General features: G+C 65.0%; 22 protein-coding genes. 11 read left to right on the forward strand and 11 right to left on the reverse strand.

The window, feature by feature from the left end:
• Nucleotides 1–7 precede the first annotated feature (7 nt).
• Nucleotides 8–1,039 carry a tryptophan--tRNA ligase gene (gene trpS, locus KRR38_RS25325; protein WP_217406202.1) on the forward strand — a complete coding sequence of 344 codons (1,032 nt, stop codon included), beginning with the start codon at nt 8–10 and terminating at the stop codon, nt 1,037–1,039.
• Nucleotides 1,040–1,200: 161 nt separating this feature from the next.
• Entirely contained in the window at nt 1,201–1,872 is a 672-nt protein-coding gene (locus tag KRR38_RS25330) for a DUF4136 domain-containing protein (RefSeq protein ID WP_217406203.1), read from the forward strand.
• 81 nt (nt 1,873–1,953) lie between these two features.
• On the opposite strand, the gene KRR38_RS25335 is transcribed toward KRR38_RS25330, so the two are convergent.
• Nucleotides 1,954–3,468: a DUF1570 domain-containing protein gene (locus tag KRR38_RS25335; protein ID WP_217406204.1), complete on the reverse strand. Its 1,515-nt coding sequence runs from the start codon at nt 3,466–3,468 to the stop codon at nt 1,954–1,956.
• A gap of 600 nt (nt 3,469–4,068) precedes the next feature.
• Here KRR38_RS25335 and KRR38_RS25340 point away from each other — a divergent pair.
• Nucleotides 4,069–4,320, forward strand: a complete 252-nt coding sequence (locus KRR38_RS25340) for a helix-turn-helix transcriptional regulator (RefSeq protein ID WP_217406205.1) — start codon at nt 4,069–4,071, stop codon at nt 4,318–4,320.
• Between the two features lie 173 nt (nt 4,321–4,493).
• Here the strand turns inward: KRR38_RS25340 and KRR38_RS25345 are convergent, their stop codons facing one another.
• The 3 genes from KRR38_RS25345 to KRR38_RS25355 form a co-directional block, all read right to left on the reverse strand.
• Complete coding sequence (locus KRR38_RS25345) at nt 4,494–5,639, reverse strand: patatin-like phospholipase family protein (protein WP_217406206.1); 1,146 nt, start codon at nt 5,637–5,639, stop codon at nt 4,494–4,496.
• A gap of 363 nt (nt 5,640–6,002) precedes the next feature.
• Nucleotides 6,003–7,079 (reverse strand): LLM class flavin-dependent oxidoreductase, encoded by a 1,077-nt coding sequence (locus tag KRR38_RS25350; protein ID WP_217406207.1) that lies wholly within the window; start codon nt 7,077–7,079, stop codon nt 6,003–6,005.
• Nucleotides 7,080–7,106: 27 nt separating this feature from the next.
• On the reverse strand, nt 7,107–7,925 hold the full coding sequence (locus KRR38_RS25355; protein ID WP_309141206.1) for a TauD/TfdA family dioxygenase: 819 nt from the start codon (nt 7,923–7,925) through the stop codon (nt 7,107–7,109).
• A 238-nt stretch (nt 7,926–8,163) separates the two neighbouring features.
• Here KRR38_RS25355 and KRR38_RS25360 point away from each other — a divergent pair, with 238 nt between their 5' ends.
• A complete protein-coding gene (locus KRR38_RS25360; RefSeq protein ID WP_309141136.1) occupies nt 8,164–8,889 on the forward strand; it encodes a TetR/AcrR family transcriptional regulator in 726 nt (241 codons plus the stop codon).
• A 104-nt stretch (nt 8,890–8,993) separates the two neighbouring features.
• Nucleotides 8,994–9,179 (forward strand): hypothetical protein, encoded by a 186-nt coding sequence (locus KRR38_RS25365; RefSeq protein WP_217406210.1) that lies wholly within the window; start codon nt 8,994–8,996, stop codon nt 9,177–9,179.
• Here the strand turns inward: KRR38_RS25365 and KRR38_RS25370 are convergent.
• The 5 genes from KRR38_RS25370 to KRR38_RS25390 form a co-directional block, all read right to left on the reverse strand.
• Nucleotides 9,176–9,739: an NTP transferase domain-containing protein gene (locus KRR38_RS25370; RefSeq protein WP_217406211.1), complete on the reverse strand. Its 564-nt coding sequence runs from the start codon at nt 9,737–9,739 to the stop codon at nt 9,176–9,178. The genes KRR38_RS25365 and KRR38_RS25370 overlap by 4 nt on opposite strands.
• Entirely contained in the window at nt 9,736–10,752 is a 1,017-nt protein-coding gene (locus KRR38_RS25375) for an XdhC family protein (RefSeq protein ID WP_254514969.1), read from the reverse strand. Before KRR38_RS25375 ends, KRR38_RS25370 begins: the two co-directional genes overlap by 4 nt.
• 95 nt (nt 10,753–10,847) lie before the next feature.
• Nucleotides 10,848–11,453: a TetR/AcrR family transcriptional regulator gene (locus tag KRR38_RS25380; RefSeq protein ID WP_217406212.1), complete on the reverse strand. Its 606-nt coding sequence runs from the start codon at nt 11,451–11,453 to the stop codon at nt 10,848–10,850.
• Nucleotides 11,454–11,513: 60 nt separating this feature from the next.
• Nucleotides 11,514–12,212, reverse strand: a complete 699-nt coding sequence (locus tag KRR38_RS25385; RefSeq protein WP_254514970.1) for a murein L,D-transpeptidase catalytic domain-containing protein — start codon at nt 12,210–12,212, stop codon at nt 11,514–11,516.
• A 118-nt stretch (nt 12,213–12,330) separates the two neighbouring features.
• Complete coding sequence (locus tag KRR38_RS25390; protein WP_254514971.1) at nt 12,331–13,575, reverse strand: polyhydroxyalkanoate depolymerase; 1,245 nt, start codon at nt 13,573–13,575, stop codon at nt 12,331–12,333.
• A gap of 261 nt (nt 13,576–13,836) precedes the next feature.
• Between KRR38_RS25390 and KRR38_RS25395 the strand changes: the two genes are divergently transcribed.
• From KRR38_RS25395 to KRR38_RS25420, 6 genes are all read left to right on the forward strand, one after another.
• A complete protein-coding gene (locus tag KRR38_RS25395; protein WP_375293470.1) occupies nt 13,837–15,573 on the forward strand; it encodes an ABC transporter transmembrane domain-containing protein in 1,737 nt (578 codons plus the stop codon).
• A 60-nt stretch (nt 15,574–15,633) separates the two neighbouring features.
• The gene (locus KRR38_RS25400) at nt 15,634–17,778 is read left to right on the forward strand and encodes a M13 family metallopeptidase (RefSeq protein WP_217406216.1); all 2,145 of its coding nucleotides are present in this window, start codon (nt 15,634–15,636) and stop codon (nt 17,776–17,778) included.
• 95 nt (nt 17,779–17,873) lie between these two features.
• Nucleotides 17,874–18,686, forward strand: coding sequence for an undecaprenyl-diphosphate phosphatase (locus KRR38_RS25405; RefSeq protein WP_217406217.1), 813 nt, complete (start codon nt 17,874–17,876; stop codon nt 18,684–18,686).
• 6 nt (nt 18,687–18,692) lie between these two features.
• A complete protein-coding gene (ppk2, locus tag KRR38_RS25410) occupies nt 18,693–19,481 on the forward strand; it encodes a polyphosphate kinase 2 (RefSeq protein ID WP_217406218.1) in 789 nt (262 codons plus the stop codon).
• A 101-nt stretch (nt 19,482–19,582) separates the two neighbouring features.
• Nucleotides 19,583–20,374, forward strand: a complete 792-nt coding sequence (locus KRR38_RS25415; RefSeq protein ID WP_217406219.1) for an EF-hand domain-containing protein — start codon at nt 19,583–19,585, stop codon at nt 20,372–20,374.
• A 26-nt stretch (nt 20,375–20,400) separates the two neighbouring features.
• Entirely contained in the window at nt 20,401–21,162 is a 762-nt protein-coding gene (locus tag KRR38_RS25420) for a hypothetical protein (protein WP_217406220.1), read from the forward strand.
• A 720-nt stretch (nt 21,163–21,882) separates the two neighbouring features.
• On the opposite strand, the gene KRR38_RS25425 is transcribed toward KRR38_RS25420, so the two are convergent.
• Nucleotides 21,883–22,617 carry a GntR family transcriptional regulator gene (locus KRR38_RS25425; RefSeq protein WP_217406221.1) on the reverse strand — a complete coding sequence of 245 codons (735 nt, stop codon included), beginning with the start codon at nt 22,615–22,617 and terminating at the stop codon, nt 21,883–21,885.
• Nucleotides 22,618–22,636: 19 nt separating this feature from the next.
• Nucleotides 22,637–24,145: an FAD-dependent tricarballylate dehydrogenase TcuA gene (gene tcuA, locus KRR38_RS25430; RefSeq protein WP_217406222.1), complete on the reverse strand. Its 1,509-nt coding sequence runs from the start codon at nt 24,143–24,145 to the stop codon at nt 22,637–22,639.
• Between the last annotated feature and the right edge of the window lie 14 nt (nt 24,146–24,159).

Here is a 24,159-nt window from a genome sequence, read left to right on the forward strand (position 1 = left end):
GACTTCAATGCGTATCGTTTCCGGCATCCAACCCACGGGCAATCTGCATCTCGGCAATTACCTGGGCGCGATCCGGAACTGGGTACGCATGCAGGACGAACTCGTCTCGCCAAAAGGACCGAATGGCGGCGGCGACTGCCTGTTCTTCCTCGCCGATCTCCACGCCATCTCGATGCCGCACGATCCTGCGACGCTCAGCGCCAACACGCGCGAGATGGTCGCGGCGCTGGTCGCCTGCGGGATCGATCCGGACCGGTCGACCTTGTTCAACCAGACCCAGGTTCCCGCCCATGCCGAGCTGCAATGGCTCCTCTGCGGCACTGCGCGGATGGGCTGGCTGAACCGCATGACGCAGTTCAAGGACAAGTCGGGCAAGAACCGCGAGGGCGCCTCGATCGCGCTGTTCACCTATCCCGTGCTTCAGGCCGCCGACGTGCTGCTCTACCAGGCGACGCACGTTCCGGTGGGGGAGGACCAGAAGCAGCACCTCGAACTCGCGCGGGACATCGCCCAGAAGTTCAACAACGACTTCGGCGGGGGCAAGGACATCTTCACCCAGCCCGATCCGATCATCCCGCCCGAAGCCGCGCGGATCATGTCGCTGCGCGACGGCGGCGCCAAGATGAGCAAGTCTGATCCCTCGGACATGAGCCGCATCAACCTGACCGACGATGCCGACACGATCATGCAGAAGGTGAAGAAGGCCAAGACCGATCCCGAGCCGCTGCCCGACGAGGCGGCGGGGCTCGAAGGCCGGGCCGAGGCGGCGAACCTCGTTGGAATCTACGCGGCGCTGGCCGGGACCAGCGTGGCCGCCGTTCTCGGCGACTTTGCGGGTAAGGGCTTCGGTGTGTTCAAGCCGGCGCTCGGGGAACTGCTGGTCGAGAAGCTTGCGCCGATCAACGCGCGCTTCGTCGAACTGCGGCAGGATCGCGGTGCGCTCGACGCCATCCTGCGCAAGGGTGCGGAGAAGGCTCGCACACTGGCAGCCCCGACGCTGGCGGCAGCCTACGACGCGTTGGGACTGGTCCGAGGCTGAACGAATGGGGTCGGCGCAAACGCTCCACCTTGCGCCGGCCACGTTTTGACCCCAAATGTTCAAGCGCTGTTCACCCGTAAGCGTTTACGAAGGAACACAAAGTCAGCGGGTCGCGGCGATGGGGATACGTCACGGCCGTAGATCCCGTGGAGAAGACAAACATGTTCGCCAACTCTCAATCGCCCTTCGGCAGAATAAAGGTCGCCGCCGCAGCACTGCTCATGCTTGCGGTCGCGGCCTGCGCCTCGCCGTTCAATGCCAATGTGAAGCGCTTCCAGTCGCAGCTGCCGGCACCCTCGGGACAGACCTTCGCGGTTGTCGCTGACGATCCGAATCTGGCCGGCGGCCTCGAATTCTCGCAGTACGCCCGTCTGGTCGAAGCCAAGCTGGCCGCGCAGGGCTATACGCCCGTAGCCGACCCGGCCAGTGCCACGCTGGTCGTGCGCTTCGACTACGGGGTCGACAAGGGCCGCGAGCGCGTCCGCTCCACCGGCTTCCACGATCCGTTCTTCAGCCCGTGGTACGGCTATGGTGGCCGCTTCGGCTATCGCGGCGGTTTCTATCGTCCGAGCCTGTGGAACTATGGGTTCTATGATCCCTGGTTCGACAATGGCGTCGAAAGCTACACGATCTACACCAGCGGCATCGAACTGAAGATTGACCGCCGCGCCGATGGCACTCGCCTGTTCGAAGGTAATGCGGAGGCGGTCTCGACCTCGAACCGCCTGCAATATCTCGTGCCCAATCTGGTGGAGGCGATGTTCACGAACTTCCCGGGCAATTCGGGCGAGACCGTGCGCATCAGCGTCGCGCCTGAGAAGAAGCGCGGATAGTCATTCCAGCACGAGCTCCCCGGAGGGGAGATACCGAGGGGGCGGGGCCGGCAACGGTTCCGCCCTTTTGTGTTGGAGGCTCTAGCGGTGCGCCTTGGCCGAGCCGCCGTCCTGAGTGGCGTCGGGCTGCCGGTCCAGTGACGCGAGGATCGTGCGTGCTTCGGCGGCGCGCCAGCCGCCATGCGGATCGTTGGCTATCGGCAGAAGGTTCGTGCGTGCCTCGGCCACCATACCCTGTTTGACCTGCTCTCGGGCCAGGCTCATGCGCAGGCTGCGGTCGAAGGGGGCGAGTTCCACGGCGCGCTGCATCCGTTGCATCGCCAGCGGCGGGGGCACCTCGCCCTGGGCTAGATAGCTGCGAAAGAAGTAGACGAGCGGAAGCGGATGATCGGGCTCGCGCTCGGTCACTACAGCGAAGGCATCGCGCGCTTTCGCGAAAGCCGCCGGGTCTCGCGAGCCTTCAGCGATTTCGAACAGGGCCAGTCCCTTTTGCAGATAGGAGTCGATCCGTGCCGGATCGAGCGCGATCGCCTTATCCGCCGCTGTCACGGCCTCCCGATCGTTGCCCACGCCGCGCTCGGCCTCGGCGAGGACCACGAGCACCGCCGGATCGCGGGGAAACTGCGCCGCGATCGCCCGCGCCTGGACAGCGAGCTCCCGTGTCTCCTCCCCTTTCACACCGACGTGCAGGCGAATGCGGGTCGGCATGACCGCGCCTTCTCCGGTCGCGAGCGCCCGGATAGCGACGGGGCTGGGCCGAATGGCGTCTGCGGGAACCGCGAAATAGTAGAACTTGCGGCGCCCGGCATATTCGACGAGCTCCTGTTCCAGCGCGTTGAGATCGCCGAACGCCTTCTGCGCCGCGTCGAGCGAGCGCGAACCCGCCGTGATCGCGGCCAAATACTGCGCGAGCTGCCCCTGGCGGCGGGGTTCGAAGACCAGGTAGTGATAGAGCAGCCAGCTCTTGGCGTAAAAGCCCAGATAGTTGCCGGCCAGCTTGTCGCCGCTGTCGAGCACGTCGCGCGCGGTGATCTGGCTGGCGCGTTTCAACTCGCGGGCGCGAGCCTCGGCGTGCTCTCCCAGCCGCACCTCGCCGCTCGACTTGAAGGTGGCCGAGGCGAAAAACTCCGCGGAGCCTTCGGCGAGCCAGAGTGGCGGCGGGGAGGTGGTGGTGGAGAGGGAGAAGTGGTGGGCATATTCGTGCAGCAGTGCCGACAGCGACCGCCCCGTCTCTTCCCCTCTGTCGTTCTGCGGCGGCACGACCGCCAGCGACGCGCCGGCGCGGGGCATGTAGAAGCCGTTGAGCCAGGTATCGTCGCTCCTGGCGAGGTACTGGACGTCGGCCTCGCTCCCGACGACGTAGACCGTGACGCGGTTCGAAGGGCTGAGCGGCGGGGTCTTGCGCCGGGTCACCAATTCCATCGCCGCGTGATACCGTTCCAGCCGTTCGGCGAAGCGGCGCAGGTTCTGCTCGTTGTCATCGGCGTAGACGACGAAATGCGCACTTGCCGCCTCGAGCCATGCAGCCCGCGCGCCCGTCGGCCAGAGGAGCGTCGGCCAAAGCAGCAATAGGCACAGCCAACTGGCGAGACGCATCGATTTCCCCGTTCCAGATCGTGCGGCAGCTTAAGTCGTGCCGGGCGACGCGCAAGGCGCTAACCGATGAACGGCGACTGCTATCGCGTCGACGAGGTGCTTTCCTTGATAGCCCGATGCTTGCAAATCTGGGTGGAGATGTAATGTTTTCACCCTTATCGAGCCTGACACATTTTAGTTACTTTGTAACGCTCGCATGAGCGCGGCAGTGAGCAACGCAGCCCGGGAGAGAGAATGGAGATGGAAGATACCAGCGGAACCTTCGCTACGCCCTCGCTGCCGGCCCGTCCGGTGCGATCCCGGGGCGACCCGGAAACGATCGACCTCGCGCGAAAACCGCGCCGCGTCAGCTTCGGTTATGGCCCCACGTATGCATCGGCATGCATCTCGCCAGACGCGAGATGCGAATCATGATGGAAGAAGCGCTGGCTATCCTGCCGCCGTTTGCCATCGCGCCAGGCGGGGAAGTCGTGTCCTTTTGTTCGATTGCCCCGATCGGCCCCTTTGCCTCTCGTCTGGTAAATCCGAGAGGCGAGGTACCCGGGAACGGCTGGCGATAGCGGTGCTCCGGCCTGCATTGCCTCAATCGCAAGACGACCTATGATCGCCCACATGCAAGATCGACAGGATCATTTCGCCTACTGCGTCCAACTGTTTGGCGGCACTACAGCGTTTTCGCGACGCCTCGGGATAGATGAGCGCGCTATCCGGCGGTTCATCAATGGCGAGCGGCCCATCAGCGATGGTCTCCTTCAAGACACCGCGAAAGCACTGCGTGAACTCGTTGCGGAAGCCACCGCAGCCGAGGGAGAGATCGCTGCCATTTTGACCTCTGGAGCAAGCGATCGTTGATCGGGCTAGCTCAACGATGCAACGCGCTTCGTAAGACAAACTGTCGTTAGGCGACAGCGATCGCAGACATCGCAGTCATAGCGGCGATCTGCCGCGCAGACTGAAATCGGTCATATCTTCAGTCAGGCCCTTGCGTTGTCCAAACGTCGCAACAGGTATTGTTTGCCCGTCGGCTATTCCGGTTCAAAGCCGGGCGGGTACTTCTGCCATTGGTATCCAGCCTGCGCGATCTGCTTTCCGGTCGAAAACAGTTCGCGCATGTAGTTGGTGTCGAACTCCTCGCGATGAGGCGTGTTGAATGTCGCCGGAATCGAGGTCAGGTTGAAGTCGATACGATCCCGCTGCGCTGTGGCATAAATGCGGTACAGGTCGCCGATCCCCTGCGCTCGCGTCAGGGAGGCGATGGCGCGGCTGGCGATCGGCAGGGTCCTGCGCTCGACGCTCGCCCAGTCGGGATCGAGCCGGGCGTTTCGAATGATATACAGAGTGCGCTTGCGCTGCAGCGCCGGGTCCGTACCGCTGATGCGGAGCGAAGGCGGAAACAGGAAGACCTGGGCAATCGTACCGCCGTCGACATGCATCTCGGCGTAGTGTGTCCCGGCCACGGTGGCGTCGATCATCACCGGCGGAAAGGCGCCCGGGATCGATGCCGAGGCGAGCAGGATTTTCCGGAACAGTGCCAAGGCATTGGGATCCTTGCTGCTCGCTATCGCGGTCATGTTCCAGATCACCGGCTCCAGCGAGTCCAGGTTGGTGGTTCCAACGAGCAGGATGCGGCCGTGGGCGTATTGGTCGGCAATTTCATCGAGGAATTGCGGCGTCACGTAGGAGGCGATGAGATTTGCCAGCGGCTGGGTGTCGGCCATGCCGTCGCCGAATAGGCCCTTCAGGAGCCCCCGCTTCCTGAAAATGTCCTTTTGAGAACTCGTCGTATAGACCCGCTCGAGAACATAATCATACTTCGGGCCCAGGAATGCGAATGGAGCGATCAGGGCGCCCGTGCTGATGCCGGTCACTACCTTGAAGTCCGGGCGCGTGCCGGCAGCTGTCCAGCCGTTGAGGAAACCCGCACCATAGGCCCCGTTGTCGCCGCCGCCAGAGATCGCGAGATAGGAAGCTGGTGGCAGCGGCCCGGTTTGCCCTTGGCTGACAAGCCAGGCCTTCTCCTTGTCCAGAGCGATACCGGCTTCCTGGGCAAAGCTGTCTGTCTCGCGGGTCACGAGATATCGAATGGCGAGGGGCGCGGGCGCAACCTGTGCGGAAGTGGATTGGGGAACTGCCGGCAGCCGGCTTGGCGTTGAGCAGCCGGAAATCGCCACTGCGGGGGTGCAGGCGATGAGGAGGATTTTCGACCAATTGTGAAGGGGCATTCCGTCCTCCCGCGCCGGGAATGCGGACCTTGCGGATATGATGGCCGGGAGGCCATCGGGAGAAACCCTGGTTTATACGACCTAACTAGCCCGGTTCGGACAATTGCAATCGGGCAGACAGACAAACGGCCTCGACGTCAGCAATCGGGTCGACTTTCGACATTGCCGTACGTCCGTCCAGATGGCAGCGATCCCGCTTTTCGGCGCGTGAAAGGCGACTGTCAGAAACCCAAACCTAGCCGACGCTCCAACGAAAAGGGACGGCGAGGTCATCCCTCGCCGTCCCTGCTCTATTCCCGCACGCCAGTCTTCTCAGGCCGGAACCGCCGCGGTTTCCCGGAGCTTCGGCATGACCTTGTCAGCGAAGCGCTTCATCTGGTCGTAAACACGGTCGTAGGACATGCCGCCGTAGGAGAAGTTGGCGATGATGTCGTATTCGCCGACGGTCGCCTTGCGCATCGCATCCTTCTCGATCAGTTGCTCGGGCGTGCCGATCAGGTTGCCGCCGATGTAGTCCTTGTAGGCCTTCTCCGGCCCGCCCGCAGCGTTCATCGCGTCGCCCAGCGCGACATAGGTCGAATAGGACGGCATGTGCTTGAAGTGCTCGCCGCCCCATTCGTAGTGGTTGGCGACCTGGTAGAACTGCTTGGCGAAATACTCGTCGGTGTATTCGCCGACCTGCTCCTCGGTATCGACGCAAACGACGAAGTCCGAAATGATGAACGGCGGGGCCTTGTGGCTGTGCAACTGCTCGAACTTGGTGCGATAGGCATTGATCTCGGCCATCGAATGCGACCAATCGCCCTGGCTGAAGCGGATCGCCTTGAGGCCGTATTCGGCCGCGACTTCGGCCGAGCTCGGTGACATCGAAACCATCGCCATGCGATCGCTGCTCCAGTTTTCGGGACGCGGGCGGATTTCGACTTCGGGCTGCTGGAAATGCTTGGTGTTGGCCTTGACCGTGCCGGTCTCCAACCCGTCCATGACGATCAGGCAGGCCTCGTCGAACAACTCGCGACTGTCGGCGAGGTCCTTGCGGAAGCCGGTGAACTCGCGGCGGGCGGCGCCGCGGCCCATGCCGAGAAAGACGCGGCCTTCGGACAGGCTGTCGAGCATCGCCACCTTCTCGACCACGCGGACGGGATCGTTCCACGGCAGGATCACAGCGGCGGGCATCAGCTTGATCGTCTTGGTCTTGGCCGCGACGTAGGACAGCGCCTGCAGCGGATCGGGGCAGGCAGCATAGTCGGTGAAGTGGTGCTCGACCATCGCCGCGAAGTCGAAGCCCATCGCTTCGGCCTCGATGGCGATCTGCGTTTCCTTCCGGAAGAACTCCATGTCGGGCATGCCGTGAAGGTTCTGGAAACCGAGGTGGACGCCAATCTGCATATCGTTCTCTCCGATGAATTCAGGTGATTAGGCCGAGACCAGCCGCTCGCCGGTCGAGGTGATCGCTTCCTCGCCGTTGAGCGTGGCGCGGTGGAATTCGCGGCCGCTTTCGCGGTCGAACGGCAGGACGCGGTGCATCGCGCCGGTGTTGTCCCAGATGACGAGATCGCCGAGCTGCCACTTGTGGCGATAGACGTACTGGTCCTGCGTCGTGTGGCGCATCAGCTGCTGGAGCAGGTCGTGGCTCTTGGCCTGCGGCATGCCCTCTACCCAGGCGCCCGAAGTGCTCAGCACGAGCGACTTGCGGCCCGAGCGGTGGTGCCAGACGAGCGGGTGCGAGCGCTGCGGATAGGAATACCAGACCGCGAATTCCTCTGGCGTGACGTCGCGCATCACCGGGAACAGCGCGGCCTGCATCGTGTGGACGACGCGGAGCTTCTCGAGCTCGGCCTTCTGTGCCGCAGGGAGATCCTCGAAAGCGGCATAGGTATTGGCGAAGCAGGTGTCGCCGCCGGTCTGCGAGAGCTTGAACGGGGTGAACAGCGTCGCCAGCGGCGGGATCGGCTCGTATGTGCCGTCCATGTGCCAGAGGTGGTTGCCGGGCAGGAAGCGCGCGTAGTCGGGGTTCACATTGGCATCGAGCGAAATCTTCATCACGCCTTCGTCACCTTCGTTCAGCGTCCGGCCGTCGGCCCCGCGCTTCGAGGCGCCGAGCCTGAGGTCGCCGAGCGAGCGGGCGATCATGCGCAGTTCGTCGTCGTTGGGGGCGACGCCGCGGAACAGCAGCACGCCGCGCTGGTCGAGCAGGGCGCAGAATCTCGGCAGCGTGCTTGCCGCTAAGCAGATCGGCCTTCTCGATGGTCACTTGCGATCCCATCCGCGGGGACAGATCGACAGATGAAAGCGCCATTCCGGACGTCCTCCAGTATCCTCTCGCCGCGCCGACTCGGCTGGCATCATTTGTTACCCTGGTCGTTTCAATAGCAGCCGAAAATGGTACCGCCAAGCTTATTTATTATACTTCGCACTTGAATTGTCACTCACATCGTTTCAATATGTGCCCATGGATGCCGCGGAGCAAATCGTGGATCGGGTCCCACGCCGGCCCGGTCGGCCGACGCTGAGCGACGAGCAGTTGCTCGACATCGCGCTCGACCTGTTCCTCGAGAACGGTTTCGAGCGAACCTCGATCGACGCGATCACTGCCGCCGCGGGCATGGCCAAGCGCACCGTTTACGCGCGCTACGGCGACAAGGAGACGCTGTTCAAGGCGGCGCTGGCGCGAGCGATCGAGGACTGGATGGTCCCGGTCGAGCGGTTGCGCGGGGTAGAGACGGAGAATCTGGAAAAGACCCTGCTGACCATCGCCCAGATGCTGCTCACCAATATTCTCGAGCCTGCGGGCATGCGGCTGCTGCGGCTCAGCAACGCGGTCTCGGTGTCGATGCCCGAGATCGCGGCTGCAAACACGCGCATGGGCACCGAGCCGACGCTGGCCTATCTGGCCGACCTGTTCCGCCGCCGCCTGCTGCCCGAAGATGCACCGGCCCCCGAGGCCGACGAAGCGGCGCTCGCCTTCCTCCATCTAGTCGTCGGCGGCCCGGCGAGCACTGCGGCCTGGGGCGTGGTCATGGAAGAGGAGGCGATCGAGCGGCACACGCGCTATTGCGTGCGCCTGTTCCTCCACGGCGCGCTGCCTGCGCCGGGTGGCGGCGCGATCGAGCGTGAGAACCGGCGACTCAAGGCCCTCGCGGAGGAAGCAGCCGATCTGCTGACGCTGACGCGGGACAAGCTGCGCGAGGCCAAATAGCGCAGCGACGAATCGTGTTTCGCCCGCGTCAGAATCTCTACACTATCGATTGAGTTTGTCCGGACGTCGTTTATCTTAGGTTAATCGACTCGGGAGAAATGACCATGCGTCAAATTCAGATAGGTTCGATAGTCTTCGCCAAAGGCGAGAAAATGGTGCGCCGTGTCCTGGCCATCAAGGACGATCACGCCCGCTGCGAGGCCGAGAACGGCAAGCTGCGCCAATGGGTCTCGCTGTCGCAACTGTCGCTCAATCCCGACGGCGCGCCGCTCAAGACCTATCTGCTCTAACGGTTCTCGAGCCGGGCCAGATCCTCGGCCCGGTCGACGTCGAGCAGGATAGTATCCTCCGTCACATCGATGAAAGCTATGTCGCTGCGTTGCTTGAGCAGGCGGCCGGCTCCTTCGTCACCCGTCAGGCCGGAGATCTCGGGGAAGGCGCGCGCAGAAAGCAGCACCGGGTGGCCGTTTTTGCCCGCATGGCGCGGCACGGCGGCGAAGTGGTCGCCCAGCGCCTCGGCCAGATCTCCTGCGACATCCGGCGGGATCAGCGGCATGTCGCCCAGGAAGATGAAGGCGCCACTGGCGCTGCCCGCCGCGGCGATGCCGGCCTGAAGCGAGGCCGACAGCGCGTTGCTGGCGATACGCACGGTTTCGACCGGGGGCTCGCCGAGCCATTCCCCCACGGCCAGTTTGTCGCTGCAGACCACGATCACCCGTGCGACCGGCGCCGCGCGCGCAACCCGGATCGCGTGATGGACCAGCGGTTCGCCGCGAAACTCGGCGGAAAGCTTGTCGCTGCCGAAACGCCGCGCCGATCCCGCCGCCAGCACCAGCGAAACGAAGGTCACGCGCGTTCCTGGGCCGGGTTCAGCGCCTGCATGACTTCGGCCAGGATACCGACTGCGACTTCCCAGGGCGCCTTGCCGAGGCCGGCGATGCCGGGGGCCAGATGCAGCCGCGCCAGTTCGTCTTCGGTCGCCCCCGCCGCTGCCAGCGCTGCCAGCCGGCCCGGTGCGCGCGACTTGGCGCCGATCATCGCGACATAGCCCGCGCCGTGCCGCAGGGCATGGAGGCAACCGCCGAGGTCGTGATGATCCTCGTGCGTCGCGCCGACATAGGCGGTCCAGCGGTCGACGCCGAGCTTGGGGAGCAGTTCGGACGGCTCGCCGCGGTGATAGACGACCTTGGGGAAGGGCGAGGGGCCGCCGGGCCCGCCGGGCCGCAGCAGCAGGGTCTCGAACTGCGCCTCGGCGCCGAGTTGCGCCAGCGCCAACGCGCCCGGGTCGCCGCCCGAAACGATCAGCCGCCGCGGCGGGTCGAAGCGGCGCATGATGTGCAGCGGATCCTGCGTCAGGCTCAGCAGCGGCGCGTCGGCCGCCGGGATCACTTCCTGCTGCACGCCGTCGCTCGACCACAGGCAGGGACGCCGCGCCTCCGCATTGCCGAGCAGCGTCCAGGCGGCCGTGCTCCTGGGGTCGATCCGTTCGACCAGAACGTAGAGCGCGCCCCCGCAACGCAGGCGGATGTCTATCCACGGGCTACCCATGCCGTAATGCAGGTGCCGCGGCTGGCCATCGGCGATCACCTCGGCAGCATGGCGGGCGACGTCGCCCTCGATGCAGTCGCCCGAGAAATAGCCGCTCGCCTGGGCGCCATCGAACAGCATCTGCGCGCCGGGCCCGCGCGGTGCGCTGCCTTCGACGCGATAGAGCGTCGCCAGGGCTGCGGGCCTCCCGGCCGCCAGCGCGGCGGCTAGGGCAGGCCGGACGTCGTCGCTCCAGCCGAACAGCGGCCAGTCGGCGTCGGCGATGATTTCATCGGCCGCGTCGATCATGGTTGTCTCGGGCGAAAGCGAATTCATGACCGGCTCGGCTTGGCTCCCCGCGCCCGGCAAATGCCGCACGCTTATTCTATGATATGAACCGTATCATAGAACGGCAAGGGCGGGGCAAGGCCCTAGCCCGCGACGTCCTGCATGCGGCCGCGTTCGCCGCCGATCAGCGGGGCGATGACCAGCCGATTGAGGATCGTCGCGATCTGCTCGGGCGAATAGTCGTCGTGCTGCGACAACCACCAGGCCAGAAGGTCGATCGTCGCCCCGGCGCCATAAACCACGCCGAGATCGGCCGGCAGCCAGCTTTTCACTTCGGCGAAGTCGCGCGGGAGTTCGCGTGCCTGGCGGATGAATTCCTCGCGCAGGATGCCCGCGGCGCCGCCGGTCAGCAGCGCGACCCAGAGGTTGCGATGCTCGCCGACGTGGCGGCAGAGCGCGCGGGTCGAGTCAAAGCTGCTCGAATCGTGGAGCACGGGCAATGTGCGGTTGAGCAGGTCGGCGATCTCTTCCGAGGCGACGTCGCTAAGCAGGGCTTCCTTGGTCGCATAGTGGCGAAAGAAGGTGGCGTAGCCGGTGCCGGCGCGAGCCGAGATTTCGCGAATGGTGAGCTGGTCGAAGGGTTTTTCCTCGAGCAGTTCGAGCAAGGCACCGGTCAGCGCGTTGCGTGACCGCACCTGACGTGCGTCGCTCGGCCCCTCCTTGTTGATGCGGCTTATCGCAGCTTCCATACCGAATCCGTAACACCGGTGTCGACTTGTGTCCAATCGGCCGCGGTGCCGAGCGGTGGACTACGCCAGCGTGATGCGGTCCGCGTAGAGCAGCCGGCCGCCCGAAAGGTGCCACAGCGCCTCATTGAAATCGGCCGGGGACATGGCGAAGCAGCCCTCGCTGCGGCCGATCTTGCCCCATTTGGATATCATCGCGGGATCGACGTACCAGGCGGGGTGGACGACGATCGCCCGGTCGAGCGCCAGCGAATTGTCGCTGTCGAGCCCGACGAGCCGGATCGAAGTGCCGTACTTGCCGTTATACCACTCGCAGGTGAGATAGCCGCCGCGCGAGGTCGCCTCAGATCCCACGATATTCGAAAAGGTCTGCAGCCAGCCCGAGTGCTCGGGGTCGGAGCCCTTGCCGTGAGCAACGAGGAACGAACGCACCGTGCCATTCTCGAGATTGGCGAAATGGAAGCGGGGCAGCGACGAGGGGCGGGCGAAATCGGCAATCCCGGCGATGTCCTTGCGCCAGACGGCATTGCCCGCACGGGCGACTTCACGCTGGGCGATTTCCAGTACGCGGCGTTCGTAGGCCGGGTTGGGCTCGGGCATCGCTGGTACAGTGATCGGCGGGGTGACCGGTCCTGCCGGCGTGGCCGGTCCGGCGAAAGTCTTGTCGAAGGCATCGGCCAGCGGATCGGCCAGTGCGCGCGCGGGCAGGGCGAGCGTGGCGGCGCCGAAGAGCCCGCTCTTGATTACATCCCGCCTTTTCAAACCCGCCGACATAGTGCCCAATATAAGCATGAACTGTTAAATTCGCTATATCGTATTCCTAACAGTTCCACTCTTGGACGGAATTTGCTCCCGGCTGGCCGGACCTTAGGCTGCGATCCTAGGCCACGACCTTCAGTCGCGCCTTGTCGTGGCGGGCGATCCATTCCTCGACGACCGGGGCGATGCGGGTGCGCCATTTGCTGCCGTTGAAGATGCCATAGTGGCCCACCTCGGCGGCGAGGTGGTACTTCTTGCGGCTGTCCGACAGCGAGGTCGCGAGCGTCAGCGCGGCCTTGGTCTGGCCGATGCCCGAGATGTCGTCGTTCTCGCCTTCGACCGCTAGGATGGCCGTATCGCGGATCGCGCCGAGATCGACGCGCTGGCCGCGGTGGACGAGCTCGCCCTTGGGAAGCGAATGGCGCTGGAACACGTGCTCGACCGTCTGCAGGTAGAATTCCGCGGTCATGTCGCATACCGAACGGTACTCGTCGTAGAAGGCCTTCGAGGCATCGGCGCTCTCGCCGTCGCCCGCCACCAGCTGCTCGAACATCTGATAGTGGCTCTTCATGTGCAGTTCGATGTTCTGCCACATGAAGCCGGCGAGTTGGAGGAAGCCCGGATAGACCTTGCGGCCTTCGCCCGGATAGAGCGCCGGCACCGTGGCGATGAGGTTGTTCTGGAACCAGCTCAGCGGATTGCCCGTCGCCGTGGCATTGACCTGGGTGGGGGCTTCGCGCGTGTCGATCGGGCCGCCCATCATGGTCAGCGTCGCCGGGCGGCAGGGATGCTCGGCCGCGCCCATCAGCGCGGTCGCGGCGAGTGCGGGGACCGAAGGCTGGCAGACCGCGATGACGTGAGTGTTCGGGCCGGTGAACTCGAGGAAATCGATCACATAGTCGATGTAGTCGTCAAGATCGAAGCTGCCGGCCTCGACCGGTACCATCTTCGCATCGGCCCAGTCGGTGATGTAGACCGTCGCGCGCTCGACCATCCGCGCCACCGTGCCGCGTAGCAGCGTGGCGTAGTGCCCGCTCATCGGCGCGACGATCAGGACCTTGGGCGCGTCGGGCAAAAGTCCGTCATGGGTGAAACGCAGCAGGTTGCCGAAGGGACGGTGCAGGACGATCGCCTCGGTGACCGAATGGACCGCGCCGTCGATGCTCACGCTCTCGATATCGAAGGCAGGCTTGCCGCGCGGCGCCGCGGCATGGGCGAAGACGTCGAGCGCCGAGCCCATCACCGGGCCAAGGCCGAGCCAGGACAGCGGCGAGGCGCGGCTCGAAAGCAGCTCCGAAGTGAGCGACGCCCAGACGCTTGCCCCCGTCAGCATGGCGCGCTGCAACTCGTAGGCCTTGTAGAGCAATGGTCGACTCCTGCGTATTTGCGTGCAATTTGGGCGTGAACCAATGATTGTGCAATGCGGCATTTATTCATTGCGTTGCACAATATCGCAACCGACCGGTGCAGAGCCCCGCGCACACGCTTTCCCTCGGACCGGACAGGTTGTAAGGGGCGCGCGATGACCGCCGAAAGCACTGAGCCCGCTGCGCCGCTAGCCCACGATGGCCCCGAGCCAGTGTTGGTACTGGAGGCCCGCCCCGCACGCACCCTCGGCCCGCTGCGGATGATCTGGAAGCTGACGCTCAATTATCCCAAGCAGATCGTCATCGCGCTGCTGGCGCTGCTGACGACCTCCTCGGCGACAATCGCGATTCCGGCGCGGTTCAAGGCGATCATCGACCAGGCTTTCGGGCCGCACGCCGCGGTCGCGACGATCGACAACGCCTTCCGCTACCTGCTGATGATCGTCCTCATCCTCGGCATTGCCACGGCCTTGCGGTTCTATTTCGTCTCCTGGCTCGGCGAGCGTGTCGTCGGCGATCTGCGGCTCAAGGTGCAGGACAACCTGCTGCGCCTGTCGCCCAACTTCTTCGAAGCGAACAGCCCGAAGGAGATATCCTCGCGCATGACCTCGGACACGGCGATCATCGAGCAGATCGTCGGCACCACGGTCTCGGTGGCGCTGCGCAACCTGATCACCGGCGTTGGCGGCGTGATTTACCTGTTCTTCCTTGCGCCGGCGCTGACAGCGGGGCTGGTCATCGCCATTCCGCTGGTAGTGCTGCCGATCGTCTGGTTCGGCCGGCGGCTGCGCAACGTTTCGCGCACCAGTCAGGACCGCGTCGCGGGCATCGGCGCGATCACCGCCGAAGTGCTCGGCGCGATCCGCGTCGTCCAGGCGTTCAACCAGGAAGACCGTGAGCGTGGGCGCTTCGCCGACGAGGTCGAGCGGACTTTCACCACGGCCAAGCGCCGCATCACGATCCGCGCGGCGATGACCGCGACGATCATGGTGTTGGTCTTCGGCGCGCTGGTCCTGCTGATGTGGCGCGGCGCGCTGGCCGTCGCGACCGGCGCGATCGGCGGTGGCACGATCGCCGCCTTCGTCATCACCGGCGGCCTCGTCGCCGGCGCCTTCGGTTCGCTGACCGAGGTCTACGGCGACCTGCTGCGTGGCGCCGGCGCGGCCAGCCGGCTCAATGAGCTACTGAACGAAGTGCCCGCGATTGCCCCGCCGGTGCGCCCGGTCGTCCTGCCCGAGCCGCGCGGCCAGATCGCCTTCGAGCATGTGACCTTCCGCTATCCGACGCGGCCGGAGCATGCGGCCTTGCACGACTTCTCACTGACCGTGGAACCGGGCGAAACCGTGGCGATCGTCGGGCCTTCGGGCGCGGGCAAGTCGACGCTGTTCCAGCTCGCCGAGCGGTTCTACGACCCAATGGCGGGCACGGTGAAGCTCGACGGCGTTCCGCTGGTCTCCGCCGATCCGGCCGACATTCGCCGCCGCATCGCGCTGGTCCCGCAAGAGGGCATCCTGTTTGCCGCCAGCGCGCGCGACAACCTGCGCTACGGCAACTGGGGGGCCAGCGACGAGGCGATCTGGGATGCGGCCCGCGCCGCCAATGCCGAAAGCTTCCTGCGTGAACTGCCCGAAGGCCTCGACACCTTCCTCGGCGAGGACGGCGCGCGTCTCTCGGGCGGCCAGCGCCAGCGCATCGCCATCGCCCGCGCCCTGCTGCGCGAGGCGCCGATCCTGCTGCTCGACGAGGCGACCTCGGCGCTCGACGCCGAAAGCGAGCGGCTGGTCCAGGAAGCGCTCGACCGGCTGATGGCCAGCCGCACCACGCTGGTCATCGCCCACCGCCTCGCCACGGTGCGCCAGGCCGACCGGATCATCGTCATGGACCGCGGCAAGATCGTCGAGCAGGGCACGCACGAGCAGTTGAGCGGCGCCGGTGGTCTCTACGCCCGGCTCGCCTCGCTGCAATTCGACGAACGGCAATTCACGTCCTTCGAATGACCTTTCGCTGGCCGGTCGGGCCGGTTTAAGCTGAGTCGTATGCCTGAACAGGGAGCCCTCATGCGCCGTATCCTTGCCGCCGCCGCCGTTTCGATCCTGGCACTCTCCACGCCGCTCCTTGCCCAGCCCCTGCAACCCCAGACGCCGTTGCCGATGCCGCAGGCGACCGCGCCGGCACCCGCTGCCGGTGAATGGGGCAATTTCGGCATCCAGACCCAGTGGATCGACACGGCCGCCAAGCCCGGCGACGATTTCAACCGTTACGTCAACGGCAAATGGCTCGACGTCACCCAGATCCCGGCCGACAAGACGCGGATCGGATCGTTCATCACTTTGCGCGACCTGTCCGAGGACCGGCTCCACGCCATCCTCAACGAATTGGTCGCGAGCAATCCCGCGCCGGGCAGCTCGCAGGCGCGCGTCGCCGATGCCTACAAGGCGTTCATGAACACCGACGCGATCAATGCGGCGGGCCTCTACCCGGCCAAGGCGACGCTCGATCGCATCGCCGCGGCGGCGACCGTCGACGATCTCCTCGTCCTGTTCGCCGCGCCGGGACTCCAGGCACCGATCGGTATCGGTGTCGACGCTGACGAGAAGCAGAGCGACCGCTATGCGCTCTACCTGGGGCAGGGCGGGCTCGGCCTGCCCGACCGTGACTACTACCTGCAGGATACGCCCAAGTTCCGCGATATCCGGGCGAAATACCTCGACTATCTGACGTTCATGCTCGGCAAGGCGGGCTATGCCGACCCGCGCACCTCAGCGCAGGCGGTCTTCGACCTCGAGACCGTGATGGCGCGCGAGTCCTGGGACCGCGGGCTCGGCCGTAACCGCGATCTCACCTACAACAAGCTGACCTTGGCCGAACTGGAAGCGCTCGCCCCGGCGGGCATGATGCGCAAGTTCCTGACCGATGTCGGCGCCGGCGCGGCGACCGAAGTAATCGTCCCGCAGATGCCGCCGACGGCGGAGGAACTCGCCGCGGCGAAATATACACCCGAGATGGCGGCCAAGCTCGGCGGCGGCGTCCCGGCGTCGATCAAGCTGATCACCACAACGCCGATTGCCACCTGGAAGGCCTACCTCGCCGCCCATTTCATCAGCGATATGGCCTCAGTCCTGCCTAAGGAGATCGACGACGCGCAGTTCGCTTTCTTCGGCACCTTGCTCGGCGGCCAGCAGGTCCAGCGCGTGCGGTGGCGGCGCGGCATCGGCGCGGTCGAGGGCGAGGTCGGCGAACTGCTCGGCCAGATCTACGCGCAGCGCTTCTTCCCGCCGGCAAACCAGGCGGCGATGAACGATCTCGTCGCCAATTTGCGCAAGGCGATGGCTGCCAATCTCGCCCAACTTCCCTGGATGGGCCCTGAGACGCGCCAGCAGGCCGAGGCCAAGCTCGCGGCCTTCACTCCGAAGATCGGCGCGCCGGTCACCTACAAGACCTACGATGGCCTCGCGATCGACGCGACCAAGCCGCTCGACAACAAGCTCGCCGCGGCCAAGTGGGACACGGATTTCCGCCTCGCGCGGATCGGCAAGCCGGTCGACAAGACCGAATGGTTCATGTTGCCGCAGACGGTGAACGCCTACTACAACCCGACTTTCAACGAGATCGTCTTCCCCGCCGCGATCCTGCAGCCGCCGTTCTTCAACCTGGCGGCCGATCCGGCGGTCAACTACGGCGCGATCGGCGCGGTGATCGGCCACGAGATGGGCCACGGCTTCGACGACCAAGGCGCCAAGTCCGACGGCGCGGGCAATCTGCGCGACTGGTGGACGCCGCAGGACAAGGCGGCCTTCGAGGCGCTGACCAGCAAGCTCGTCGGCCAGTACAACGAATTCTGTCCGTTCGATGCCGGCAAGACCTGCGTCAATGGCCAGCTGACCCTGGGCGAGAATATCGGCGACCTCGGCGGGCTCAGCCTCGCCTACCGGGCCTACAAGCTCTCGCTTAACGGCAAGGAGTCGCCGGTGATTGACGGCTATACCGGCGATCAGCGCTTCTTCCTGGCTTTCGCGCAAATCTGGCGCGGTCTGGTGCGCGAACCGCTGGCGCGCCAGTTCCTCGTCACCGATCCACACTCGCCGCCCGAATACCGGGTCAACGGGATCGTCCGCAATTTCGACGAATGGTACCGCGCGTTCAACGTCCAGCCGACCGACAAGCTCTACCTCCCGCCCGAGAAGCGCGTGCGAATCTGGTGAGCATCGCGTCGTTCCGCGGCGAACCAGGGACAGCGGTGGTACATGACCATCTTGAAACTTGACTTGGTCGCCCGGTCCGCCATCACCCCACGCCCATGGACCTGACCTTTACCGCGATCCTCCTCGGCATTGTCGAGGGCGTCACCGAATTCCTTCCCGTCTCCTCGACCGGCCACCTGATCCTCGCTTCGGAGATCTTCGGCTACGACGCCGAGACCTGGAAGGTGTTCAACGTCGTCATCCAGCTCGGCGCGATCCTGGCGGTGGTCGTGCAGTACTGGCGTACCTTCTGGGCGGTTGGCATGGGGCTTCTGCGGCTGCAGCCGATGAGTATCGCCTTCGTGCGCAACCTGCTGATTGCCTTCCTGCCGTCGGCGGTACTGGGCCTGGCGCTCAAGAAGTACATCGACGTGATGCTCGGTACCCCGATAATCGTCGGCTGGGCGCTAATTCTGGGCGGTATCGCTATCCTCGCGGTCGAGCGCTGGTCGAAGCAGGGTCCGGCCACGGGCGTGGCGCAGCTTCCCGCCAAGCAGGCGCTGGGTGTCGGCCTGTTCCAGTGCATCGCCATGATCCCCGGCGTCAGCCGCTCGGGCGCGACGATCATGGGCGCGCTGGCCATGGGCATCGAGCGGCGCACGGCCGCCGAATTCAGCTTCTTCCTGGCCGTGCCGACGATGATGGGCGCGACCACGCTCGAGCTCTGGGACAACCGCCACGCGCTTGCCGGCGGGCTGGGGCCGGTCGGCTGGAACGAGATCGCCATCGGCTTCGTTGTCTCGTTCATCGTCGCGCTGGTAGTGATCAAGGCCTTTGTCGCTTTCGTCAGCCGTTCGGGCTTCGCGCCGTTCGCCTGGTATCGTATCGTCGCCGGCATTGCGGCAGTCGTGCTGCTGAGCATGAGGTAAGACGACATGAGCAGGCTCAAGGGAAAGAAGTACCGCGAACTGCTCGAACCGCTCGAAGAAGAGCTCGTCGCCATGGCGCGCTGGGCCGAGGCGACCGGCGCGCGCATCCTGGTATTGTTCGAGGGTCGTGACACCGCGGGCAAGGGCGGCGCGATCAACGCCATCGCCAGCCATCTCAACTCACGCCAGTGCCACGTCGTAGCTCTTGCCAAGCCGAGCGACGCCGAGAAGGGCCAGTGGTATTTCCAGCGCTATGTCGAGCACCTGCCGACCAAGGGCGAGATCGTGCTGTTCGACCGTTCCTGGTACAATCGCGCCGGGGTCGAGAAGGTCATGGGCTTCGCTACCGAGAAGGAGGTCGACGCCTTCCTCGATGCGGTGCCGAAGTTCGAGAAGCTGCTGACCGACGACGGCATCCTGCTGTTCAAGTACTGGCTGGCCTGCGACCAGGAAGAGCAGGAGGAACGCCTGCGCGAGCGCGCCGAGGATCCGCTCAAGCGCTGGAAGCTCTCGCCGATCGATCTCACCGCGCGCGAGAAGTACGACGACTACACCAAGGCGCGTGAGGCGATGCTCAAGGCGACGAATACCAAGCATGCGCCCTGGACTCTGGTCGATTTCAACGACCAGCATCGCGGCCGCCTGACCGTGATCCGTGATTTACTCGACCGGCTGCCCGAGTTTCGCGTCGATGCGCCTGAGGTCGAGTTTATGCCGCTGGGGCACGAGCCGCATCAGGAAAAATTCGGCGAGATGAAGCCGATCAAGTCCTTCAAGACCGACGGCGAGGACTGAGGGCAAAGGATTCAAGATTGCCGGACGTTAATCCGGGCGACATTGCCGGTTGATGTGGGCCGGTTCACTCGACGGAATCGCGTTCCAACGGAGAATTTTCGGTGCTGACAATCCTGTTCACGGTCATGGCGGCGCAAGCGCTTCCTGCTGCCCCGCTGCCGGCCAGGCCCGAAACGCCGCCCGCCGAACCTGCCACGCAGCACGTCGGGCGCCCGCAGGTCTTCATCGCGCCGTCTGGCGAGACCTTCCGCGCGCCTGCGGGCGAGCCCTATCCGGTCGCGCGCTGGTTCGCCGGAGCCGACGCCAATCATGACGGCAAGCTCACCGAAGCCGAGTTCGAAGCCGATTTCATGCGCTATTTCAATTCGCTCGACCTCGATCACGACGGCGTGGTCGATAGCACCGAGTTGGAGCGTTACGAGCAGTCGACGCCCGAGCTCCACACCGGCGCCTTCGCCGTGGACTCCTACGATGCCGGCGGCGGCGAGGACGAGAACGGCGAGAAGCGCGCGCGCAGCCTGGGCAGCTACATGGGCGCGAACAGTCCGCAGGGCGCGGGCCGTTTCGACCTGCTGCGGATACCCGAGCCGGTGGCGTCGATGGACGTCACGCTGAAAGGGCGGGTCAACCGCCAGGAGGCCCAGGACGCGGCCGAATATCGCTTCTCGCTGCTCGATGACCAGCATCGCGGCTATCTGGCGCTCGCCGACCTGCCGGAGACTTTCGCGCAGACGCATCATGGCGGCGGTGGCCATGGCGGCCACGGCGGCAAAGGCGGCGGCCGGCACGGCGGCGGCCACGGCCGCGGCATGGGCGGAGGTTTCGGCGGCGGCGCCGGCGGCGGCATGAGTGGCGGCGGCATGGGCGGTGATCCCGGCGCATCCGGCTACTGACACGATTCCCGAGCCAGCACTGAGCCATGGCCACCGTCTATCGCTATCGTCCTTCGCTTGCCGACCGGCTGACCGCGATCGTCCTCGCGCTGGCCATCTGCGCGCTGATCGTCCTGATGCTGATCCGCATGGGCCTGTTCGTGCCGCCGACCGGCGTGGTCGAGAAGCTGACCGCGATCTCCCTGAAGCCGCAGGGGACCGAACACAGCGAGAAGGCCGCGGCGGCCAAGGCGCCGGAGCGGCAGGAACGTCAGGCGACTGTCCAGCCCAAGGTCACGCCACATGTCCAACCGCGGCCGGTAACCCCCGTGACGGTGCCCTGGATACCGCTATCGCGCGAGCAGTTCGCTGCGTCGGACATTTCCAAGCTCGGGAAACCAGCCGATGCGAGCAATCAGAACAGCGCCAAGAGCGGGAGCACCTACGGACCTGGCGAGGGGCCGGGCGGGTCGACGCTCTACAACGTCGCCTGGTACCGCGAGCCGACCTATGCCGAGCTGGTGACCTACATGCCCCACAAGAACATCGACGAGGGCTGGGCCGATATCGCCTGCCGGATGATCGAGCACTACCATGTCGAGGACTGCCGCGAACTCGGCGAATCCCCGCGTGGTTCGGGCCTTGCGCGTGGCCTGCGGCAGGCAGCCTGGCAGTTCCTGGTCAAGCCGCCGCGGCTCGACGGCAAGCCGCTGATCGGCACCTGGGTGCGGATCCACTACACGTTCAAGTCGTCGGGGTCGTCCGCGGCGACGAGCGAGATGCCGGAAGGCGGCGGGGACGCGAATTAGGTTGGCGGTCGAGTTGGGGTGTCCGGAAAGTCCGGTTTCAGGTACGAAATACGCCTAAGCAGTCCCATAATCCATGCTGCCAGGCTCGATCTTCAGTCTCTTGGGTCTGACAAGCCAAGCGCCGGTTAAAAATCCAAACGTGAGCAACCAGCAAATGATATGGTATGTAGGCCAATCACCATTCAACGAATGTATTACGTTGTTGGTGCCAGATGGCAGGCTGTAACAGTCAAACCACTCGCCGCGCCGTCTATAGAGCACGAAAATATCAGATGCTGGCAGCGCAAAGCCCTTTTCGGGCTGGGACGTCGAACACGCAACCGAGTTCCCTCCTACGCGATCCCCGCTGATCGAACTGACCCAGATAGCATCGTATCCTTGGCGAGAGGCCCAATGTTGTATTTGAGCCTCCGTAGGAAACGCCTTTCGCAGTCTATGGTACTCCATCACAAACGTGCCGGCGGCATGAAAACGCGCTGCATTTACCTTCATGTAGGCACGTCCGCGGTCTAAACTGTCGTAGGCACCATAGCTCGCTAGGGCAGCCAGCCCTGCCAACAACACGAGCACCGCTACCGATATGCTCCGAAATATGGTGCCAGCTAGCCGCATCGCTGCGTCGTAGTTCGAAACTCAGATGTCCGCTATGCGGTCGTGCTTTAAAGTGTGTGGACGACCGCTATGTCGGCGCACCCGGCCGACTCGCCCTAACCTTCGGTCTTAGTCGAGCTTGCCGACGCGACCTTTGCGCGGGGCTTCGGCCACCGTACCACTTGCCGCTTCCGCTGCGATCTGTTCCTCGACGTGGCGCCGCGCGTGGCGCAGGTGCTCGCGCATCGCGTGCTCGGCGGCCTGCGGGTCACGCGCTTCGAGGGCTGCGACGATCGCCTTGTGCTCCTGTAACACTTCCGCCGCGCGGCCGGGCTTGGCGCCCGATTTGTAGCGGTAGACGCGCAGCATGTAGTGCAGATCGCCGCCCAGCATGTGCGCCAGCCGCTCGTTGCCGCTGCCGCCGACGATGTGGAAGTGGAAGTCGAGGTTCTTGGCTTCCTGGTAGTAGCCCTTCTGCTCCTGGACGGCCTTCTGCTTCTCGTGGTCGTCGAGCATCTTCTTCAGCGCGGCGATCTCGGCATCGGGCATGTTGACCGCGGCAAGGCTGCAGGCGAGGCATTCGAGAGCCTCGCGCACCTGCAGTATCTCGTTGAGGTCCTTGAGGCTGAGCGCCGCGACGCGCACGCCGATGTTCGGCGTGCGCTCGAGCAGCTTGCGGCCTTCGAGCCGCCGGATGGCTTCGCGCAAGGGCCCGCGGCTGACGCCCAGCGAGGTCGCCAGCGCCTGTTCGCTGAGGCGGCTGCCGGGCGCCAGCTGGCCCGAGATGATAGCCGCCTCGATCCGCTCGGCGACCACGTCGACGAGCGATTGAGCCTGCACCTTGTTGTCGAGAAGTCCCGCCATGCGGCTCCTTTAGACTGGGTCAGGCCGCCTTGGCCAGAAGCCCCGCGTTCTTGCCGGCCAGACGGCCGAAGACGGAGCCGTTGAGCAGGCCGGTGCCGCCTGGATAGTTCTCGTAGAAGATGCCGCCGACGAGTTCGCCCGCCGCATAGAGGCCGGGGATCGGCTTTTCGGTCAGGTCCAGCACCTGCGCGTCGGTGTTGATCTTGAGACCGCCGAACGTGAAGGTGATGCCGCAGGTCACGACATAGCCGTGGAACGGGCCGGTATCGATCGGCAGCGCCCAGTTGGACTTGGGCACAGTCAGGCCCTTGGTGCCGACGCCGTCTAGGATCGAGGGGTTGTAGGTCGTGCCGAAGGCGCCTTCCGGGCAGGCCGCATTGTAGGCGGCGATTTCGGCCTTCAGGCCTTCCACATCGATGTCGAGCTTCTCGGCCAGTTCCTCGATCGTGTCGGCCGTCGCCTTGGTCACCTCGCGGATGCGGTATTCGTCGCGGACGTTGTCATGCGTCTTGGCGTCGAAGATCTGCACCGCGGCGCGGCCGGGCTGCTTCATCACTTCCTTGCCGTACTTGGCATAGGTGTGGTTCCGGTAGTCGGCGCCCTCGTCGATGAAGCGCTTGCCCTCCATGTTGACGACGATGCCGATGATGTAGCTGTGCTTCTGGAAGTTATCGAGGATTACGCGGTCGCCATAGGGCGGCGCCGAGATGTCCCACTGCACCGCGTGGCAGGACGACCAGCCGCCGTGTGGCCGCGCGCCAATCCGCATCGCTGCCTGGATGCCGTCGCCGGTGTTGTGCTGGGTGCCACGCACGCGGCACGATTCCCACCCCGCGCCGAGGTAGCGCACGCGCATTTCGGGCGAGCTCTCGAACCCGCCGCAGGCCAGGACGGTCGCCTTGGCGTAGAAGTCCTCATAGCCGTCGGGACCGAAGGCGCGGACGCCGGTGACGCGGCCCTTCTGGTCCTGGATCAGCTCGCGCAGGCCGGTCTCGTACTTGATGGTGACGCCCATGCGGTCGCAGGCCTGGACGAGCATGTCGACGAGGCCCCAGCCGCCGCCGACCGCCTCGATGTTCACACCGCCGTAGAAGTGGTGCTTGCCTTCGATCTTGAACGACTGGCGGCCGAACATGGGGATGAAGCGGATCTTGTGCTTGCGCATCCAGCGCATCGTCTCGCGCGATTCGCCGATAAGGATGCGGCCCAGGTCCTCGTCGGCCTGGTGGTCGGTGACCTTCATCAAGGTCGCCATGAATTCGTCTTCGGACAGGCTGGGCAGGTTGCCGATGGAATCGTATTCGCCGGGAGTCATGTCATCGAGGATGTCGGTGCGCAGGTCCTCGACGCCGTCGTGGCAGAAGCGGAAGCCGCCGGCGGTGAAAGTGGAATTGCCGCCGCGGTCTTCGAGCGTCGCCTTCTCGAGCACCAGCACCTTGACGCCCTGCTCGGCGGCCGAAAGCGCGGCGCAGAGCGCGGCATTGCCGGCACCCACGATGATGACGTCCCAGCTCTCTTCAGCGGCCATTCTCGTAACTCCTT

The sequence above is a fragment of the Novosphingobium sp. G106 genome (assembly GCF_019075875.1).
Classification (GTDB): Bacteria; Pseudomonadota; Alphaproteobacteria; order Sphingomonadales; family Sphingomonadaceae; genus Novosphingobium.

Coding starts and splice junctions, on each gene's coding strand:
- ppk2 (WP_217406218.1), top strand. CDS start 18,693: ATGAGCAGGCTCAAGGGAAAGAAGTACCGCGAACTGCTCGAACCGCTC.
- KRR38_RS25340 (WP_217406205.1), top strand. CDS start 4,069: ATGATCGCCCACATGCAAGATCGACAGGATCATTTCGCCTACTGCGTC.
- KRR38_RS25395 (WP_375293470.1), top strand. CDS start 13,837: ATGATCTGGAAGCTGACGCTCAATTATCCCAAGCAGATCGTCATCGCG.
- KRR38_RS25335 (WP_217406204.1), bottom strand. CDS start 3,468: ATGCGTCTCGCCAGTTGGCTGTGCCTATTGCTGCTTTGGCCGACGCTC.
- tcuA (WP_217406222.1), bottom strand. CDS start 24,145: ATGGCCGCTGAAGAGAGCTGGGACGTCATCATCGTGGGTGCCGGCAAT.
- KRR38_RS25330 (WP_217406203.1), top strand. CDS start 1,201: ATGTTCGCCAACTCTCAATCGCCCTTCGGCAGAATAAAGGTCGCCGCC.
- KRR38_RS25380 (WP_217406212.1), bottom strand. CDS start 11,453: ATGGAAGCTGCGATAAGCCGCATCAACAAGGAGGGGCCGAGCGACGCA.
- KRR38_RS25400 (WP_217406216.1), top strand. CDS start 15,634: ATGCGCCGTATCCTTGCCGCCGCCGCCGTTTCGATCCTGGCACTCTCC.
- KRR38_RS25365 (WP_217406210.1), top strand. CDS start 8,994: ATGCGTCAAATTCAGATAGGTTCGATAGTCTTCGCCAAAGGCGAGAAA.
- KRR38_RS25375 (WP_254514969.1), bottom strand. CDS start 10,752: ATGAATTCGCTTTCGCCCGAGACAACCATGATCGACGCGGCCGATGAA.
- KRR38_RS25405 (WP_217406217.1), top strand. CDS start 17,874: ATGGACCTGACCTTTACCGCGATCCTCCTCGGCATTGTCGAGGGCGTC.
- trpS (WP_217406202.1), top strand. CDS start 8: ATGCGTATCGTTTCCGGCATCCAACCCACGGGCAATCTGCATCTCGGC.
- KRR38_RS25350 (WP_217406207.1), bottom strand. CDS start 7,079: ATGCAGATTGGCGTCCACCTCGGTTTCCAGAACCTTCACGGCATGCCC.
- KRR38_RS25420 (WP_217406220.1), top strand. CDS start 20,401: ATGGCCACCGTCTATCGCTATCGTCCTTCGCTTGCCGACCGGCTGACC.
- KRR38_RS25425 (WP_217406221.1), bottom strand. CDS start 22,617: ATGGCGGGACTTCTCGACAACAAGGTGCAGGCTCAATCGCTCGTCGAC.